We start from the raw sequence: 15,184 nt of genomic DNA, 5'->3' as shown, positions 1-15,184 counted from the left end.
TGTGCTCCGGATGCGGTTGTCGTCGGGTCGGCGGTCACGCGCTCGGCGCGGTCATTCCGCGAGCGAGGCCATTTCGGCGCGGAAGCGCTCGGCGGTCCACGCGGTGCCGTCCGGTGCGCGGAAGCCGATGCGGTTCAGGCCCGCGACGACATCGTCCAGCTCGGTCGCGCCGGCTTCGAACACGCGTTCGAGCGCATCGCCGAGGTCGTTTTCGTACTGGGTCGGGGCGGCCTTGCGGTTCTGCCAGACCTGGTTCTCGACCTGGCCGGGGATCTCGATCTGCCCCTTGCCCGCGACGTTGTTCGGCTGCGGCGCCACCCACGGCTTCAGGAAGGGATTGAAGTTGACGGTCGCTTCTTTCATCGGTTACTCCACCTTGATCTGGATTTCCTCGCCGGCAAGGCGCACCGCGTACTGCTTCAGCGCGCGCCCGCCCGGACCCTTCAGGCATTCGCCCGTCCTGATGTCGAACACGGCCTCGTGCAGCGGGCATTCGACCGTGCCTTCGTCGACGAACCCCTGCGTCAGCAGCGCGTACGCATGCGGGCACACGTTCTCGAGCGCATACACGTCGTCGCCGACGCGGTAGATCCCGATTTCGACGCCGTCGGTCCGCTTGAACTCGATCGGCGTGTCTTCCGACAGCGCGCCGGCGTGCCCGGCGCAAATCCATTGTTCAGACATCTCACACCCTTCCTTCTGATCGACTCTCGGTTTGTTCCGATTTGTTCCATACCCGGAACAGCAGTTTATGGATGGTGATTATAGGAGCGACTTTTCACGAGTAAAACAAAAAGCTGCACGTCCTAGGGAAAACACCGACCATCGGGTCGGCAGTCACTTCCGCCTGCCTTGCCAAATGTAATTTTTTGTTGTGTAGCGGGCATTTACGGCCTTTTTTCGGGCGTCGTGCACCGCAACCGGGCAGCGGCACGGATTCCATCCGTCCCGAAAAAATTATTTTTGATACGGCGCTCGACGCCCCTATACTCCATTCCATCAGAGGCACGTTGTTCCTTGTATGGAACATAAAAAATGCCCGCTCGATGGCGAAGACGCGCAACGGCAGGCCGTTCCCGCGCAGGCCGCCACGGCACGTTTTCATCAGGTTGGAGATTCAGGAGATCAAATGGTCAAGCATGCGGTAGCAGCAACAGTGATCGGATTGGGCGCCGTGTCGGGCGCGTGGGCGCAGAGCAGCGTGGTGCTGTACGGCAGCATGGATGCGGGGGTCGCATACGTGAACAACGTCGGCGGCCATGCGAAATGGGCGATGATCCAGGGCAATACGCAGCCCGACCGGTGGGGCCTGAAGGGCAAGGAAGACCTCGGCGACGGGCTGTCGGCGATCTTCCAGCTCGAAAACGGCTTCTATACGAACAACGGCCAGTTCGCGACCGCGAACACGATCTGGAACCGCGCGGCCTTCGTCGGCCTCAGCTCGGAACGCTACGGCACGCTGACGCTCGGCCGCCAGACGCCGCTGTCGTTCGACTATCTCGATCCGCTCAGCACGGCCTACCTCGCGATGAGCTGGTATGCGTTCCACCCCGGCAACATCGACGGGCTCGCCGCGACCGGCAACGTGCCGTACAACAACGCGGTCAAGTATCGTTCGCCGACCTTCGCGGGCTTCTCGGCCGCGGCGACGATGGCGCTCGGCAACACGACGAACTTCTCGACCGGCAAGTCGGTCGGCGTCGCGCTGAACTATGCGAACGGGCCGTTCAAGGCGTCGGCCGTGTACTCGAACGAGCACGACCGCTCGATCCTGATCGGCACGACCGGCATCACGTCCTTCCAGGGGCAGAACACCGCGAACGGCTACATCGCGAACAAGGTCGAGAACATCGGCGCGGGCGCGTCCTACCAGTTCGGCGACTTCCTCGTGCACGGCCTGTACACGCGCACGAAAATGCAGTCGAACGGCTATTCGGACACGTTCCAGAGCTACGACGCGGGCGTGAACTACCGCAGCAGCGCGTTCAACACGATCGCGGGCGGCGCGGCAACCACGACGCTGGCCGGCCGCCGCTGGACGCAGGTCGAACTCGGCGACATCTATTCGCTGTCGAAGCGCACGCAACTCTATGCGAACGTGCTGTACGAGCACGGTTCGGGCGGTGCAAAGGCCGCGTTCTTCACGGCCGGCGTGTCGAGCACCGCGAACCAGGTGGTCGTGCTCACCGGGATCCACCACTCGTTCTGAACGGCGTCAGGCAGTCGGTGCCTGAAATGAAATGAGGGGCCCGCGGGCCCCTCGTTTTTTTGATTGCGGTGCCGCGTGCGGCGGCCCGCCCGACAAGTCGGCGTCAGAACATCGCGACCTTGTGGCGCGCGTGCGCGAACGTCGGGTCGCTTTCGAGCGGACGATAGTTCAGGCGCTGGGACAGATCGACCGCCGCGCCGCACACGGCTTCGACGAGCCGCTCCTTCTCGCCGGCCTCGCCGATCTCCGAGCGCGGCACCGTCGCGGTGATCGCCGCGACGATCGAGCCCGAGTGATCGCGCACGGGCGCCGTGACCGCCGAAATGCCGCTCTCGAACGCCGCCTCGCTGACCGCATAACCGAGCCGCGCGTAATGGCGCACGCGCTCGTACAGTTCGTCGACGGTGCCCGGCGTGCGCTCGGTGAACTGCTCGAGCCGCTTTTCCGGATAGAGCTGGCGCAGTGCGTCGCGCGTCAGGTCGCCCATCAACACGTGGCCATGCACGGTCGCATGCGCGGGCAGACGCGTGCCGACGTGCACCTTCACCGAACCGAACATCGACGCATTGCTCTGCGCCTTCGCGACGAACACGACGTCGCGCTGGTCGCGGATCAGCAGATGCGTCGACAGCCCCGTCGTATCACGCAGCCGCTCGAGCACGGGCGTGCCGAGATCGGTCAGTTCGAGCGAATTCAGGTATTCGAAGCCGAGCCGCAGCACGCCGACGCCGAGCCGGAAATAACGGTCGCCGTTCACGCGCTCGAGGAAACCGAGCGCTTCGAGCGTCTGCAGCAGGCGGAACGTGGTCGTGCGCGGAATGCCGATGCGCTTCGACAACTCGGGCGCGCCGAGCACGGGCTCGCGCGCGGAGAATTCGGCGAGGATCCGCAGCCCGCGTTCGAGCCCCGGCACCAGGTAGGACGATGCGCCGCCGGACGATTCGTCGTCGCCGGGCGCCGCGGATTCAGGCGCGTCGCTCATCGTTGTCTTGACCATGTGGACATGGACGGAAGGAAATCAATCACGAAACGGGTCATGGATCGTCGTGGACAGGCGGCCATGCGAGCCCGGCGCGCACGCGGGCTCGCACCCGCGTGAATCGCCGCGACGCAACATGCGCTTCCACGGCCCCACGAATAGTCATTCACGGTCGAGAGGATAGCAGCGATGGACAGCGCGGCGCCATGCGGAAATCGCCGGACGACGCGATGCCGGCCGTGGGCGCGGCGAGCGGCGGCCGATGCCGCGCCGCCTACAGGCGCGACAGGTGAACCCGGATGTTCGCGCGGTCATACGTGAATCCGCCGGCCGCGTCCGGCTCGAGCACCCGCGCAAGGTCGACCGCGTACATCCAGCCGCTGCCCAGGCGGCCCCCGTTGATCGCCCGGATCCGGCTGCCGCCGACGGCGATCGCGGCATGAAAAACGGTGCCGCCCCGCGAGAAGCCGACCGCGGTTCCGGCCGGAATGCCCGCGCGCCCGTCCCACTCGCCGCCGGTCTCGAAGTTGAAGCGGGTCCGCCAGTGCTGGCCGATCGTGTCGAGCAGCGCACCGGGCGCGATCATCGCGTCACTGCGCAGCAGATACCGGACATAGGCCGCGGCGTCATAGCAGACGCCGCCGGACACGTATTCGTTGATGTCGGCCATGCCGAACATCAGCGCCTGCGCGTGCTTCTGCCGTTCGGCGAAACCGGATTGGGCGACGTGCCCGCCTAACTGGCTCAGTTGCATGGGTGGCTCCTCGTGAAGAAGCAGGACGTCATCGTCCTGCCGACGCAATAACGTCATATGTTATTACGATATCCGGCCACGCCCGCATTCCGGCCCGGGCGTCACGGCATGCGGGCGGCCGATGCCGGCGCGGCAGCGGCCGCATCGGGATTCGGCGCGAGCCGCAGGTGCACGCCCAACGGCTGCAGCATGTCGGGCGGCGGCGGTTCCGCCAGGGCGGCCGACCGTGAGCAGTTGCCGCAGTGTCGCCGAGCGACGCGAATTCGACACGCGTGACGGCGCCGTTCGGGCCGATCCACGCGCGCACGACGATCGCGGGCGGCGGCGCGGCGGCGCTCGCGTTCAGCACGCGCGCCTCGAGATAGCGGTGCAGTTGATCGCGCGCATCACGGCACCCAGCGCCAGCGCGATCAGCACCTCAATCAGCGTGAATCCCCGTTGCGGAGCCCGCGCCGTGCGCGATCCGCCGCGCGCATGGCGGTTGTAGTCGGTTCTGTCGTCGCACATGACCTGCATTCTTGTCGATGGGTCGGCGTCCGTCGTCCGGCGTGCCGATCGCGGCATGCAGCCGCATCACCGGCGCGACGGACGCCGTGCACGGACGTTAAGCGCCGCGTATGGCACACACGTGTCGAATGGTACGGACCATTTGGCGCGGGCGGCCCGGACGGCCAGGCGCCCGGGCGCGCCGCATCCGCTATCGCGCGACGGGCACGGCGCAACGCGGCCCGGCGGGCGGGCAAACGGATGGAAAACGGGAAGCGATAGAAAGAAACACCCGGCAGCGGGTGGTGAGCGGTGAAAGCGATCCTCGGGCGGAATCGCCGCGACGGCGTCAAGCCGTCACGGCGGCGTCATACTCGGCGCGGGCAAGCTGGCCGGCGGCATAAGCCTCGGCCTCGCCGCGAAAGCCTTCCCGGCTGAACGCAACGACTTTCACGCCGACGCCGGTCGCCCGCTTCACCGTCAGCGCCCATTGCCATCCGCCGTCTTGTTCAAAGACGTGCAGCGAGGGTTCGAAGGAAGGGTCGATTACGGTCACGCGTTTTACTCCTGCCCCCTTGCGCGCCGCATCGGCAACGCTCGGGGCATGTCGAAAGGGTCGCGCCGGGATACGACGCGCTTCTGCCATTCGACAGTCTAGTCAAGGATTGTTGCGACGCACCATCAGAGGTTTCACTCATCTATCGGTACCGGGTGGTCGATCGAATCTACCTGAAACCCATATGGGATGGGGCTCAGCGCCGTTTCACGGCGCACGGCGCGACATTCGTGCGTCAACGTGCCGCACACGCGACCGCTTGCGTGTGTCGGTCGCCCGTGCCCCGCAAAGAAACGGGGCGCGAATCGCCCTGCGATCCGTGCACCTCGGCGACGAGGATCGTTACCGATCCGCACCACCCGGCATCACGCGCCGGAACGTCAGGTTCACGCGCTCGCCCTGCACGCCCGGCGCCTTCGGCACGCGATGCTGCCATTCGGCCTGCGTGCGCCCGCGCATCACGAGCAGGCTGCCGTGCACGAGGCGATACGCATGCGTGACACCGGTCGCGCGATGGCGCAGGTCGAACACGCGCATCGCACCGAGGCTCACCGACGCGATCACCGGCGCATCGCCAAGCTCGGGCTCGTTGTCCGCGTGCCAGCCGAGGCTGTCCAGCCCGTTGCGGTAGCGGTTGAGCAGCACGCTGTTGAAACGCGCGCCGCACGTCGCCTCGACCGCGCGCTTCAGGTCGAACACGGCCGGTGTCCACGGCGCCGGCACGTTGCGGATCCCCGAATACACGTAGACGGCATCCGGCTCGCCCTGCCATGCGGTGAGCCGCGGCAACGGAATGCGTCCGCGCGGCGTGCGGATCGTGTCCTGACGCCACGCGACCTCGTCGATCAGCGCGGCCAGCGCGCGATCGGCATCGGGCGGCGCCAGCCAGTCCGGGTACCAGTCCACGTCGGGTGCGGGCGTGCCAGCAAAGAGATCGGGCGTCGACATGTCGGGAGGAACGGGCGATGAGCGGAGCGAACGGTGCATGCCTGCATACTAGCCAACGGCATCGCACGCCGCCATGCGCTGTCATTCGCAGACGAGGCAGGCTGCCGCCCGCCCGGCTCCCGCCGACGACGGGTTTGCGCCGGCCCCGCGAATGGTTTCCCCCGGACGGGAACCGTGCGCTACCCGCCGCGCGTCAGCCGGATCAGCGTGATCTCGGACGGCACGCCGAAGCGGTTCGGCGGCCCCCAGTATCCGGTGCCGCGGCTCGTATAGAGCCACAGATCGCCGAAGCGGCTCAGCCCGCCGATCACCGGCTGCTGCAATCGCACGAACGGCGGCCACGGCAGGAACTGGCCGCCGTGCGTGTGCCCCGACAACTGCACGGTAAACCCGGCGCGGTTGGCCGCTTCTGCGCTGCGCGGCTGGTGCGCGAGCAGGATCTTCGTGGCCACCTCGCGCGGCGCACCCGCCAGCGCCTGCTCGGGATCGCTGCGATGGGCGGGATCGAAACCGCCCGCCGTGAAGTCGGTGACGCCCGCGAGCACCGCGTGCGCGCCGTCATGCTCGATCAGCACGTGCTCGTTGAGCAGCACCGTCAGCCCGATGCGCCGGAATTCGTCGATCCACGCGTGCGCGCCCGCGTAATACTCGTGGTTGCCCGTCACCAGGAAGCTGCCGTGCCGCGACTGCATGCGGCCGAGCGGCGCCGTGTGCTCGCGCAGGCGCTTGACCGAGCCGTCGACCACGTCGCCCGTCACGACGACGAGGTCGGCATCGAGCGCATTGACCGCGCGCACGATCCGTTCGACATAGGGCCGCTTGATCGTCGGCCCGACGTGGATGTCGGACAGTTGCACGATCGTCAGCCCGTCGAGCCCCGCCGGCAGCCCCTCGACCGGGATCGACACACGCTTGACCGCCGCCGTGCGGCGCGCACCGACGAACCCGACCACGGTAACGAACGCCGCGGCGGCCAGCACGCCGAGCGCCGTGCCGGTCGCCGCGCCGGGCCACGCGCCGGCGTGCCCGAGATGCCGCCATGCAAACACGCCGAGCAGCACGAATTCGCGGAGGAAAGTCAGCAGAAGCAGCGACGAGAAGAAGCCCATCACGACCGAGCCGGCCCAGCCGACCAGTGTCGCGGCCCAGCCTTCGTCGAAGCGGCGCGAGAACATGCCGACCGGAATCAGCACGACGAAGCTCGCCAGCACGAGCGCCGCGATCGTGCGCACGACCGGCGACGCGAACGCATCGGGAATGATCCGCATCCCGACGTACAGATGGAACAACACGCCGATTGCAATGAACCGGACAAAAAAACTTCGCATGGAACGTTCACCTTCGTTGCGATACGGCCTTGACGCTTCCGCGACGTGCGTTGCACGAGGCCGTGAGGCTCCGTTCCGCGCGCCGCGCCATGCGTACGATGGTACACAGATCGCGGCGGCGACGACCGGTCGCCGGATTTGGCGTCGATGCCGTCCGGCACGGCGCGCGACCGCGCCCTCATCGGCCAGCCAGGTCAGCCTGATTCCCGCGCGTTAGAACGACAATCGCCCGTTTCCGGACCGATTCCGCTCTCCCGACATCGCAAATTCAGCCCAGCTCCGTTCGTCTGACGATCCTTTACAGTCCGTTAGCAACCCTACGCGAGCCCGCACTGGCAGAATCGCGACGCCCCGGTCTGCGTTGCCCCCGGTTGCGGAAACGCGATGCCGGCCATGCGGACACGCCCCCTGAACCGCCACCGCCCCGCCATGGTGAGCAGGAAGGATGGCTGGCGATCCGCATCGCGCTGATTTATTATCGGCTCCGTATCCCGGAATCGTCGTCGCGGCGACGATCCACATTGCGCCGCGCCCGGCATCCACCCCCACCGTCGAGCTCGTCACATCATGAGAAAAACAACGCCGCGCGCGCCCTTGCGCGTCGCCGCCGTCCTTGCGCCAGCCCTGCCGCTCGCGGGCTGCGCATCGCGCGGTGCACCGTCGTACGTCCTGTTCGGCGCATATTTCCCGCTTTGGCTCGTCAGCGCGATCGTCGGCGTGATCGGTGCGATCGTCGCGCACCGCGTATTCGTCGCGACCGGCTGGGCCGCCACGGTGCCCTACCAGCTTGCCGTCTGCACCGCGATCGGGCTCGTGGTCGCCGTGATCGTGTGGCTCACCGGCACGGGGCCGTTCGCATGAAGGCCGCCGGCACCGCCCGCCCCTCCGTCAAAGGCCGCGTGATCGCCCTCGCGATCGTCGCGCTCGGCATCGCCGCACTCGTATACGCGTACCACCGCACGACGGCCTACCCGTCCACCGACGACGCGTCGATCGACGCGGACGTCGTGCACGTCGCGTCGCCGGTCGGCGGCCGCATCGTGCAGCTCGCGGTGCATGAAAACCAGCGCGTCGCGAAGGGCGACCTGCTGTACGTGATCGATCCCGTGCCGTACCGGCTGACCGTTGCGCAGGCGCAGGCCGACCTCGAGCTCGCGCGCGCGTCGCTCGACACGCGCCGCCGTTCGCTGATCGGCGAGCGCTCGAACGCGGCCGTGGCCGCCGAGCAGGTCAAGCGCGCGACGCAGAACCACGATCTCGCGACGCGCGACGTGAACCGGCTCGCCCCGCTCGCCGCGCAGGGCTACGTCAGCGCGCAGCAGTTCGACCAGGCGAAGGTTCGCCAGCGCGACGCAGCCGTGTCGCTCACGCAGGCACAGGAACAGCAGCGCGCGTCCGCGCAGACGATCGGCGACGAAGCCGACGCGATCGCGACGCTGCATGCGCGCGAGGCCGCGCTGGCGCGCGCGCAGCATGCGCTCGAAGACACCGTCGTGCGCGCGCCGCACGACGGGCTCGTGACGGGCCTGACCGTTCTCGCCGGCGAAACCCTCGCGCCGAACCAGTCGATCTTCACGCTGATCGACGCACGCGAATGGTTCGCGGTCGGCAATTTCCGCGAGACGGCACTGAGCCGCATCGCGGTCGGCGACTGCGCGACCGTGTATTCGATGATCGACCGCAGCCGCCCGCTGACGGGCAAGGTCGTCGGCATCGGCGCCGGCATCGCCGACAGCGCGCGCATCAACCTGCCGCGCTCGCTGCCGATCGTACAGAACTCGGTGAACTGGGTGCACGTCGCGCAGCGCTTCCCGGTGCGCGTGAAGCTCGACGAACCCGACGGCACGCTCGTGCGCGTCGGCGCCAGCGCGATCGTCGAGGTCCGGCATGGCACTGCCTGCCGCTGAGGTTCGCTCGCCGGGCCCGCGCGAAGTCCTGCGGCTGCTCGCACCGTTTCCGGGGCGCGCGTCGATTGCCGCGCGGGTCGCACTGATCTGCGCGCTGACCGCGTTCGTGACGGCCGCATACGGCACGCCCGAAGCCGCGCTGTCCGCATACGTCGTGTTCTTCATGATCCGTGCCGACCGCGTGACGAGCGTCGTGCTCGCGGCCGCGTTGCTGCTGATCGTCACGATCGTGATCGGGCTCGTGCTTGGCATCGCGATCTTCAGCATCGACTATTCGATCCTGCGGGTCGCGTGCATGGCCGTGCTGTCGGTCGCGCTCCTGTACCTGACGTCCGCCAGCAAGCTGCGCCCGGTGGGCGCGATCCTCGCGATGATCGTCGGCTTCGGGCTCGACCAGCTCGGCCTCGCGCCGTTCGGCGAAGCCGCGACGCGCGCGCTGCTGTACATCTGGCTGACGATCGCGATCCCGGCCGGTGTCGCGATCGTCGTCAACCTGCTGATCGCGCCGTCGCCGCGCAAGCTCGCGCACGCGCAGCTCGCGAAGCGCCTGCGGCTCGCCGCGCAGCGGCTGCGCGGCGACGATGCGGCGCGCGACGCATTCGATGCCAGCCTTCACGAAGGCGACAAGCAGCTGCTCACGTGGCTCAAGCTGTCGACGCTCGAAGGCTCGTCGTCCGCCGCCGACTTCGCGGCGTTGCGGCAGGCCGTGGCATCGAGCACCGCGCTGCTCGTCGGCGTCGCGCTGGCCGATCGCGAACCGGGCGCGCGCCTGCCCGACACGTACGCCACCCCGATCGCCGCGACGCTCGACGAGATGGCCGACATCCTCGACCAGGGCGGCTACCCCGTCGACGTGACGCTCACGCTGCCGCCGGCCGACACATTGCCGCCGCTCGCGCGCGTCGCCGTCACGGATATCCATGCGGCGATCACGCGCTTCGCGGAACCGGTCGCAGCGGCCGAAGCCGCGACGGATGCACCGGCCGCCGCGGCCAACACGCCGGCGGCCGCGCCCGGAACGCCTGCCGCCGCGGAAGCCGCCGCACCGCGCGGCGGCTTCTTCCTGCCCGACGCGCGCACCAATCCCGACCACATCCGCTACGCGCTGAAGACGACCGCCGCGGCGATCTTCTGCTATTTGCTGTATTCGCAGCTCGACTGGTCGGGCATCCATACGTGCGTCGTCACCTGCTACATCGTGTCGCTCGGTTCGACGGCCGAGACGGTCGAGAAGCTCACGCTGCGGATTCTCGGCTGCATCGTCGGCGCGCTGCTCGGCACAGCGGCACTCGTGTTCGTCGTGCCGTCGCTGTCGTCGGTCGGCCATCTGATGGCGCTGGTGTTCGCCGGCGGCTGGCTCGCCGCGTGGGTCGCATTCGGCTCGCCGCGCATCGCGTACGCGGGCTTCCAGATCGCGTTCGCGTTTTTCCTGTGCGTGATCCAGGGCGCCGGCCCCGGTTTCGACCTGACGATCGCGCGCGACCGCACGATCGGCATCCTGCTCGGCAACGTCGTCGTGTATCTCGTGTTCACGCGCATCTGGCCCGTCAGCATCGGCAAGCAGATCGACGCCGGGCTCGCCGCGCTGACGGACCAGTGGCGGCGCCTCGCGCAGGTCGCGCAGCCGGCCGAGCGGCGCGCGCTCGCGGCCGACGCGTTCGCCCGCCACGGTGCGATCGCGCAGGCGCTCGGGCTGGTTCACTACGAACCGTCGTGGGTGCGTCCGGCCGCCACGTGGCTCGCCACGCGGCGGCGCGCGCTCGCGGAACTCGGCGCGCTCGAAGGCCCGCTGTTCCTGCTCGCCGAACGCAAGCCCGGCGACGCGGCGATCGCCGCGCAGCTCGCGCGCGTGACCGACCCGCTCGACGACGAAGCCGCGCGTCATGCGGATTCGCCCGCACCGCCGGCCACCGCGCCGGGCCTTGCCCCTGCCGACCCCGCGCGCGACGCGCTGCTGAACCTGATCGACACGCGGCTCGCGCACATCGCCGACGCCGCCCGTCAAGCCACACCGAAGGAGCCTGCCCCCCATGCGCCTACCTGAACCGCCGGCCGCCTCGATCGCCGCCGCCGCCCTCGCGACCGCCGTCGCGCTGGCCGGCTGCGCGACGTCGTCGATCGATCTGGCGCCGGAGGCGTCCGACCGCCCATGGCAGCCGCAAACGTCGGCTGCCGGCGACATCGTGCCGGGCCCGCCGCGCGCGTCCGCGCAAGGTTCGCACGACTACACGCTGCCTGCGTCGCCCGCGCTCGCGTCGGTCTCGCCGCCGGCTGCGCTCGATGCCGCGCACGCGTACACGCTGCCCGAACTGATCGATCTCGCCGAGTCGGCGAACCCGCTGACCCGCATCGCCTGGAACGACGCGCGCAACGCGGCGCTCGCGGTCGGCCTGGCCAAGGCCGCCTACCTGCCGAGGTTGTCGGCGACGGCCATGGGCGCGTACCAGGCCAACCACGGCTCGACGTCGACAATCCTCGGCGACTCGTCGAGCGACACCACCGTTCACGGCACGATCTCGGCGCTGTCGCTGCAATGGCTGCTGTTCGATTTCGGCGGCCGCGCGGCGCGCGTCGAGGCGGCCGAGCAGGCGTCGATCGCGTCGAACGTCGCGTTCACGGCCGTGCATCAGCAGGTGATCCACGACGTGACCGTCGCGTACTACCGCTACGAAGCCGCGCGCTCGCGCGCCCTCAGCGCGCAGCAGGGCCTCGCGAACGCGGACGCGATCCTCGCGGCCTCCCGCGCGCGGCTCAAGCACGGCGTCGGCACGGTCGTCGAGCTCGCGCAGGCGACGCAGAATCGCGCGCAGGCAAACCTCGCGCTCGTGCAGGCGAACGGCGCGGAGAGCGACAGCTACCTCGCCCTCGTCTCCGCGCTCGGCATCTCGCCGCTGTCGAAGCCGACCATCGCCGCGCTGCCGAAGCGGCCGCTGCCGCCCGCACTCGGCTCGTCGGTCGACGCGATCGTGTCGGACGCAATTGCGCGCCGCCCCGACCTTCAGGGCGCGTTCGCGCTTGAAAAAGCCAATCGCGCGAAGATCAAGGCCGCGGAAGCCGCGTTCATGCCGAAGATCTTCCTGTCTGCGTCGACGTCGTACGCGAGCGGGGGCACGTCCATCTCCGCGCTGCCCGCGATCGGCGACCAGTCACCGACCGTCAACCTGAACGGCAGCCGCTACGGCGGCGGCGTGTTCCTCGGCGTGACGATCCCGCTGTACGACGGCGGCATGCGCTCGGCCGTGCTGATGCAGGCGCGCAACGACGCGGAAAGCGCGTCCGCGAGACTCACGCGGACCAAGGAGGAAGCTGTCCGCCAGGTGGTCGCCGCGCAGAACGCGGTGCAGACGAGCCTTGCGTCGCACGACGCCGCGAAGGCGCTCGTCGATGCTGCGCAGACGAGCTACGACGCGGCGCTGACCGCGTACCGGAACGGCGTCGGTTCGGTCACCGATGCGACGATCGCGCAAAGCCAGTTGCTCGCCGCGCGCAACGCGGAGGTCGACAGCTATGCCGGTGCGCTGTCCGCGGCCGCCGCGCTCGCGCTCGCGACGGGGACGATCGGCTCGGCGCAGTAGCACGACCGCCGCGAGGCGGTTGACGCATGCGCGCGCCGCCCACTAGAATGCCGCCCATTCTTCCTTCAGGAACCATCGTGGACAGTTGCAGCACTCCGTTGCGTGCGCCGCTTGCCGCCTGAACGCCTGTCCGACGCAGTTCTCCTGCCCGGCTCGCGTTCCGCGAGCCGCACGCCCACCGTTTCACACTGAATGACGCATTCGCGCGGTACAGTACCGCGCGATGACGGCTATCGTCGTGTCGCCTTCGGCCTTGCGCCGCAGCGACGCGGGACGGCACGCGCTTCTTGCACGGCAGGACAACCATGACTTTCGATTTCGCACTCCGCCTTTTCACCGCGTTCGCCTGCGGCGTCGCCATCGGCCTCGAGCGCCAGATGCGCCAGCGCACGGCCGGCCTGCGCACGATCACGCTCGTCGCGAGCGGCGCGTGCCTGTTCGTCACGCTCGGCGTGCTGACCGGCAACGGCGTCGCGGGCGTCACGCAGATCGCCGCATACGTCGTGTCGGGCGTCGGCTTTCTCGGCGGCGGCGTGATCATGCGCGACAAGGGCTCGATCCAGGGCATCAACACGGCCGCGACACTGTGGTGCTCGGCCGCCGTCGGCGTACTGGCCGGCTCCGGTCATTACGTGCCCGCGCTTGCCGGCACGGGCGTCGTACTCCTCACCAATACGGTGCTGCGCGGCGTCAGCCAGGCGATCAACGCAACCCCGGTGTCGAACGCCGATCTCGTGCGCGAATACCAGATCACCGTGATCTGCCTGACCGCCGACGAAGTGCACATCCGCACGCTGCTGTCGAACTCGATGTATGCGAAGCCGCTGTCGTTCCAGAGCCTCACGAGCGAGGACGTGCCCGACCAGCCGGACCGGCTAAAGGTGACCGCGACACTGAAGCTGCATCCGAAGGATCAGCAGAAGCTCGAGCAGATCGCGAGCCGGATGAGCATGGAGAAGAGCATTTCCAGCGTGAGCTGGACCGCGAAGGAAGCGGAGCCGATGATGGAGTGAGCGGCCTGGCGGCAGCGGCATTTCGCGCTGCCGCCCGCCCTCGTTCGAGGTCAGGGCGCCTCGATCAGCCCGGCCGAGATTGCCTTGACGACCGCCTGGACCTTGTTCGTCGCACCCAGTTTCTCGAGGATGTTGTTGACATGGAAGTTGACCGTTCGCTCCGAGATGCTGAGGATCTGGCCGATTTCGCACGCGGTCTTGCCCTCGGCCGTCCAGCACAGCACCTCGCGCTCGCGCGCGGTCAGCGTGACGCCCGCCGCCGGCGACAGCTTCGGCACCATGAAGCGGCTCATCAGCGAATGCGACAGGTTCGCGAGCCAGTTCGTCTGCAGCGTCAGCATGTTGATTTCGGCCGGCGTCAGGCGGTCCGCATGACGCGCGATGCTCAGCAGGCCGAATGCGCCGCGGGCCGCCCAGCTCGATTGCGCGACGCCCACCGACAGCCCGAAATCACGCGCGTCCTGCCACAGCGGGCACGGTGCGATCTGGTCGACGTCCGGCCAGACGATCATGTTGGTGCTGAGCGCGCCGTCGCGAACCGTCGAATCGATCTCGATGTAGTTGTGCGCCTGATAGTGCGCCATCCAGCCGTCGGGATAGGTATCGAAGATGGCTACCGACGGCTTCGAAACCGGCAGCGGCACGCGAATGCCATAACAGCAGTATTCGAATCCCAGCCGTTTGGAATAGGCGGCAATCCGCTGGAAGAGCTGCTGCTCGTCTTCCGCGGCACTGAATTGTTGATAGGCATCCTGCCAGCGCAGTTCCATTCATTCTCCGACAACGTCACGCTGTCATACTTGTCAGGTTCCAGCACCCGTTCGACGCTGATACATTCCGCGCATGACTTCACCTTTGCTGCACCCGGTCCCCGGCCCGTCCCCGGACGGCTACGTACGCCTGTCAGAAAGCGCACTGGCCGTGCTCGCGCTCGACCATGTCGCAAGCGGCCTCGACGCATCGCTGCGTGCGGAACTGCGCGACAGCGCAATCGACGCACGCCTCGCCGGTTATACCGAATGGCATCGCCCGGCCAGTGCCGGCGTCGCTTACGTGACGGTCGGCTGGGACTGGTACCTCGAACGCGCGACGGGCACGTTCGTGATCGCGGGCGGCGACGTCCGCAGCAACGTGATGGCCGTCGACGCCACGGGTGCCGACATCGGCATGTTCCGCACGGCCGCCGCGCTTGCCGCGCGGCTCGCGTGCATCGACTGGCCCGCAGCGGTCGCGTCGGCCCTGCTCGGGCACAACGACGCCTATCATGCCGGTCCGACGCTCCAGTGACAACTGGCCCCGCATTCCTCTGACAATTTCCGCAGTGCTGGCGCTCTTTATAAGCAAAAGCGGCCCGGTTTTCAATCCCGTTGATCAAGAAACCGTTACCACGTCCTGATCGGCGTCATTCCATCGTCACCCTGTAAGAGTT

16 protein-coding genes are annotated in these 15,184 nt (G+C 68.2%); 7 read left to right on the top strand and 9 right to left on the bottom strand.

What is annotated here, in order from left to right:
* Nucleotides 1-51: 51 nt before the first annotated feature.
* A complete protein-coding gene (locus tag E9536_RS06125) occupies nt 52-363 on the bottom strand; it encodes a recombinase-like helix-turn-helix domain-containing protein (protein WP_027789383.1) in 312 nt (103 codons plus the stop codon).
* A 3-nt stretch (nt 364-366) separates the two neighbouring features.
* On the bottom strand, nt 367-684 hold the full coding sequence (locus tag E9536_RS06120; protein ID WP_027789384.1) for a non-heme iron oxygenase ferredoxin subunit: 318 nt from the start codon (nt 682-684) through the stop codon (nt 367-369).
* A gap of 445 nt (nt 685-1,129) precedes the next feature.
* On the opposite strand from E9536_RS06120, the gene E9536_RS06115 reads away from it, so the two are divergent.
* Entirely contained in the window at nt 1,130-2,209 is a 1,080-nt protein-coding gene (locus E9536_RS06115) for a porin (RefSeq protein ID WP_060083660.1), read from the top strand.
* A gap of 103 nt (nt 2,210-2,312) precedes the next feature.
* Here the strand turns inward: E9536_RS06115 and E9536_RS06110 are convergent, their stop codons facing one another.
* The 6 genes from E9536_RS06110 to E9536_RS06080 form a co-directional block, all read right to left on the bottom strand.
* Nucleotides 2,313-3,206 (bottom strand): IclR family transcriptional regulator, encoded by an 894-nt coding sequence (locus tag E9536_RS06110; protein WP_027789387.1) that lies wholly within the window; start codon nt 3,204-3,206, stop codon nt 2,313-2,315.
* A gap of 256 nt (nt 3,207-3,462) precedes the next feature.
* Nucleotides 3,463-3,942: a type 6 secretion system effector deamidase TecA gene (gene tecA, locus E9536_RS06105; RefSeq protein WP_027789388.1), complete on the bottom strand. Its 480-nt coding sequence runs from the start codon at nt 3,940-3,942 to the stop codon at nt 3,463-3,465.
* Nucleotides 3,943-4,284: 342 nt separating this feature from the next.
* A complete protein-coding gene (locus E9536_RS06095; RefSeq protein ID WP_247873418.1) occupies nt 4,285-4,449 on the bottom strand; it encodes a prepilin-type N-terminal cleavage/methylation domain-containing protein in 165 nt (54 codons plus the stop codon).
* Nucleotides 4,450-4,777: 328 nt separating this feature from the next.
* Nucleotides 4,778-4,984: a hypothetical protein gene (locus E9536_RS06090; protein ID WP_027789389.1), complete on the bottom strand. Its 207-nt coding sequence runs from the start codon at nt 4,982-4,984 to the stop codon at nt 4,778-4,780.
* Nucleotides 4,985-5,326: 342 nt separating this feature from the next.
* Nucleotides 5,327-5,932 carry an alpha-ketoglutarate-dependent dioxygenase AlkB gene (locus tag E9536_RS06085; protein WP_247873417.1) on the bottom strand — a complete coding sequence of 202 codons (606 nt, stop codon included), beginning with the start codon at nt 5,930-5,932 and terminating at the stop codon, nt 5,327-5,329.
* A gap of 179 nt (nt 5,933-6,111) precedes the next feature.
* A complete protein-coding gene (locus tag E9536_RS06080; RefSeq protein WP_027789391.1) occupies nt 6,112-7,260 on the bottom strand; it encodes a metallophosphoesterase in 1,149 nt (382 codons plus the stop codon).
* A gap of 567 nt (nt 7,261-7,827) precedes the next feature.
* Here E9536_RS06080 and E9536_RS06075 point away from each other — a divergent pair.
* The 5 genes from E9536_RS06075 (at nt 7,828) to E9536_RS06050 (ending at nt 13,755) form a co-directional block, all read left to right on the top strand.
* The gene (locus tag E9536_RS06075; RefSeq protein ID WP_011354664.1) at nt 7,828-8,121 is read left to right on the top strand and encodes a hypothetical protein; all 294 of its coding nucleotides are present in this window, start codon (nt 7,828-7,830) and stop codon (nt 8,119-8,121) included.
* On the top strand, nt 8,118-9,167 hold the full coding sequence (gene mdtN, locus E9536_RS06070; RefSeq protein ID WP_059697609.1) for a multidrug transporter subunit MdtN: 1,050 nt from the start codon (nt 8,118-8,120) through the stop codon (nt 9,165-9,167). The genes E9536_RS06075 and mdtN overlap by 4 nt, the downstream gene beginning before the upstream one ends.
* Entirely contained in the window at nt 9,148-11,211 is a 2,064-nt protein-coding gene (locus E9536_RS06065; protein WP_136469489.1) for an FUSC family protein, read from the top strand. The genes mdtN and E9536_RS06065 overlap by 20 nt, the downstream gene beginning before the upstream one ends.
* Nucleotides 11,198-12,742 carry a TolC family protein gene (locus E9536_RS06060; RefSeq protein WP_059813697.1) on the top strand — a complete coding sequence of 515 codons (1,545 nt, stop codon included), beginning with the start codon at nt 11,198-11,200 and terminating at the stop codon, nt 12,740-12,742. Before E9536_RS06065 ends, E9536_RS06060 begins: the two co-directional genes overlap by 14 nt.
* 305 nt (nt 12,743-13,047) lie before the next feature.
* On the top strand, nt 13,048-13,755 hold the full coding sequence (locus E9536_RS06050; RefSeq protein ID WP_021162348.1) for an MgtC/SapB family protein: 708 nt from the start codon (nt 13,048-13,050) through the stop codon (nt 13,753-13,755).
* Between the two features lie 50 nt (nt 13,756-13,805).
* Here the strand turns inward: E9536_RS06050 and E9536_RS06045 are convergent, their stop codons facing one another.
* Nucleotides 13,806-14,525 (bottom strand): autoinducer binding domain-containing protein, encoded by a 720-nt coding sequence (locus tag E9536_RS06045; RefSeq protein ID WP_021162347.1) that lies wholly within the window; start codon nt 14,523-14,525, stop codon nt 13,806-13,808.
* A 73-nt stretch (nt 14,526-14,598) separates the two neighbouring features.
* Here E9536_RS06045 and E9536_RS06040 point away from each other — a divergent pair, with 73 nt between their 5' ends.
* Entirely contained in the window at nt 14,599-15,042 is a 444-nt protein-coding gene (locus E9536_RS06040; RefSeq protein ID WP_059697617.1) for a DUF4902 domain-containing protein, read from the top strand.
* Nucleotides 15,043-15,184 lie beyond the last annotated feature (142 nt).

Source organism: Burkholderia sp. LS-044, assembly GCF_004803625.1.
In the GTDB taxonomy this organism is placed as follows: Bacteria; Pseudomonadota; Gammaproteobacteria; order Burkholderiales; family Burkholderiaceae; genus Burkholderia; species Burkholderia cepacia.
This window is presented reverse-complemented; position numbering and strand designations above follow the sequence as displayed.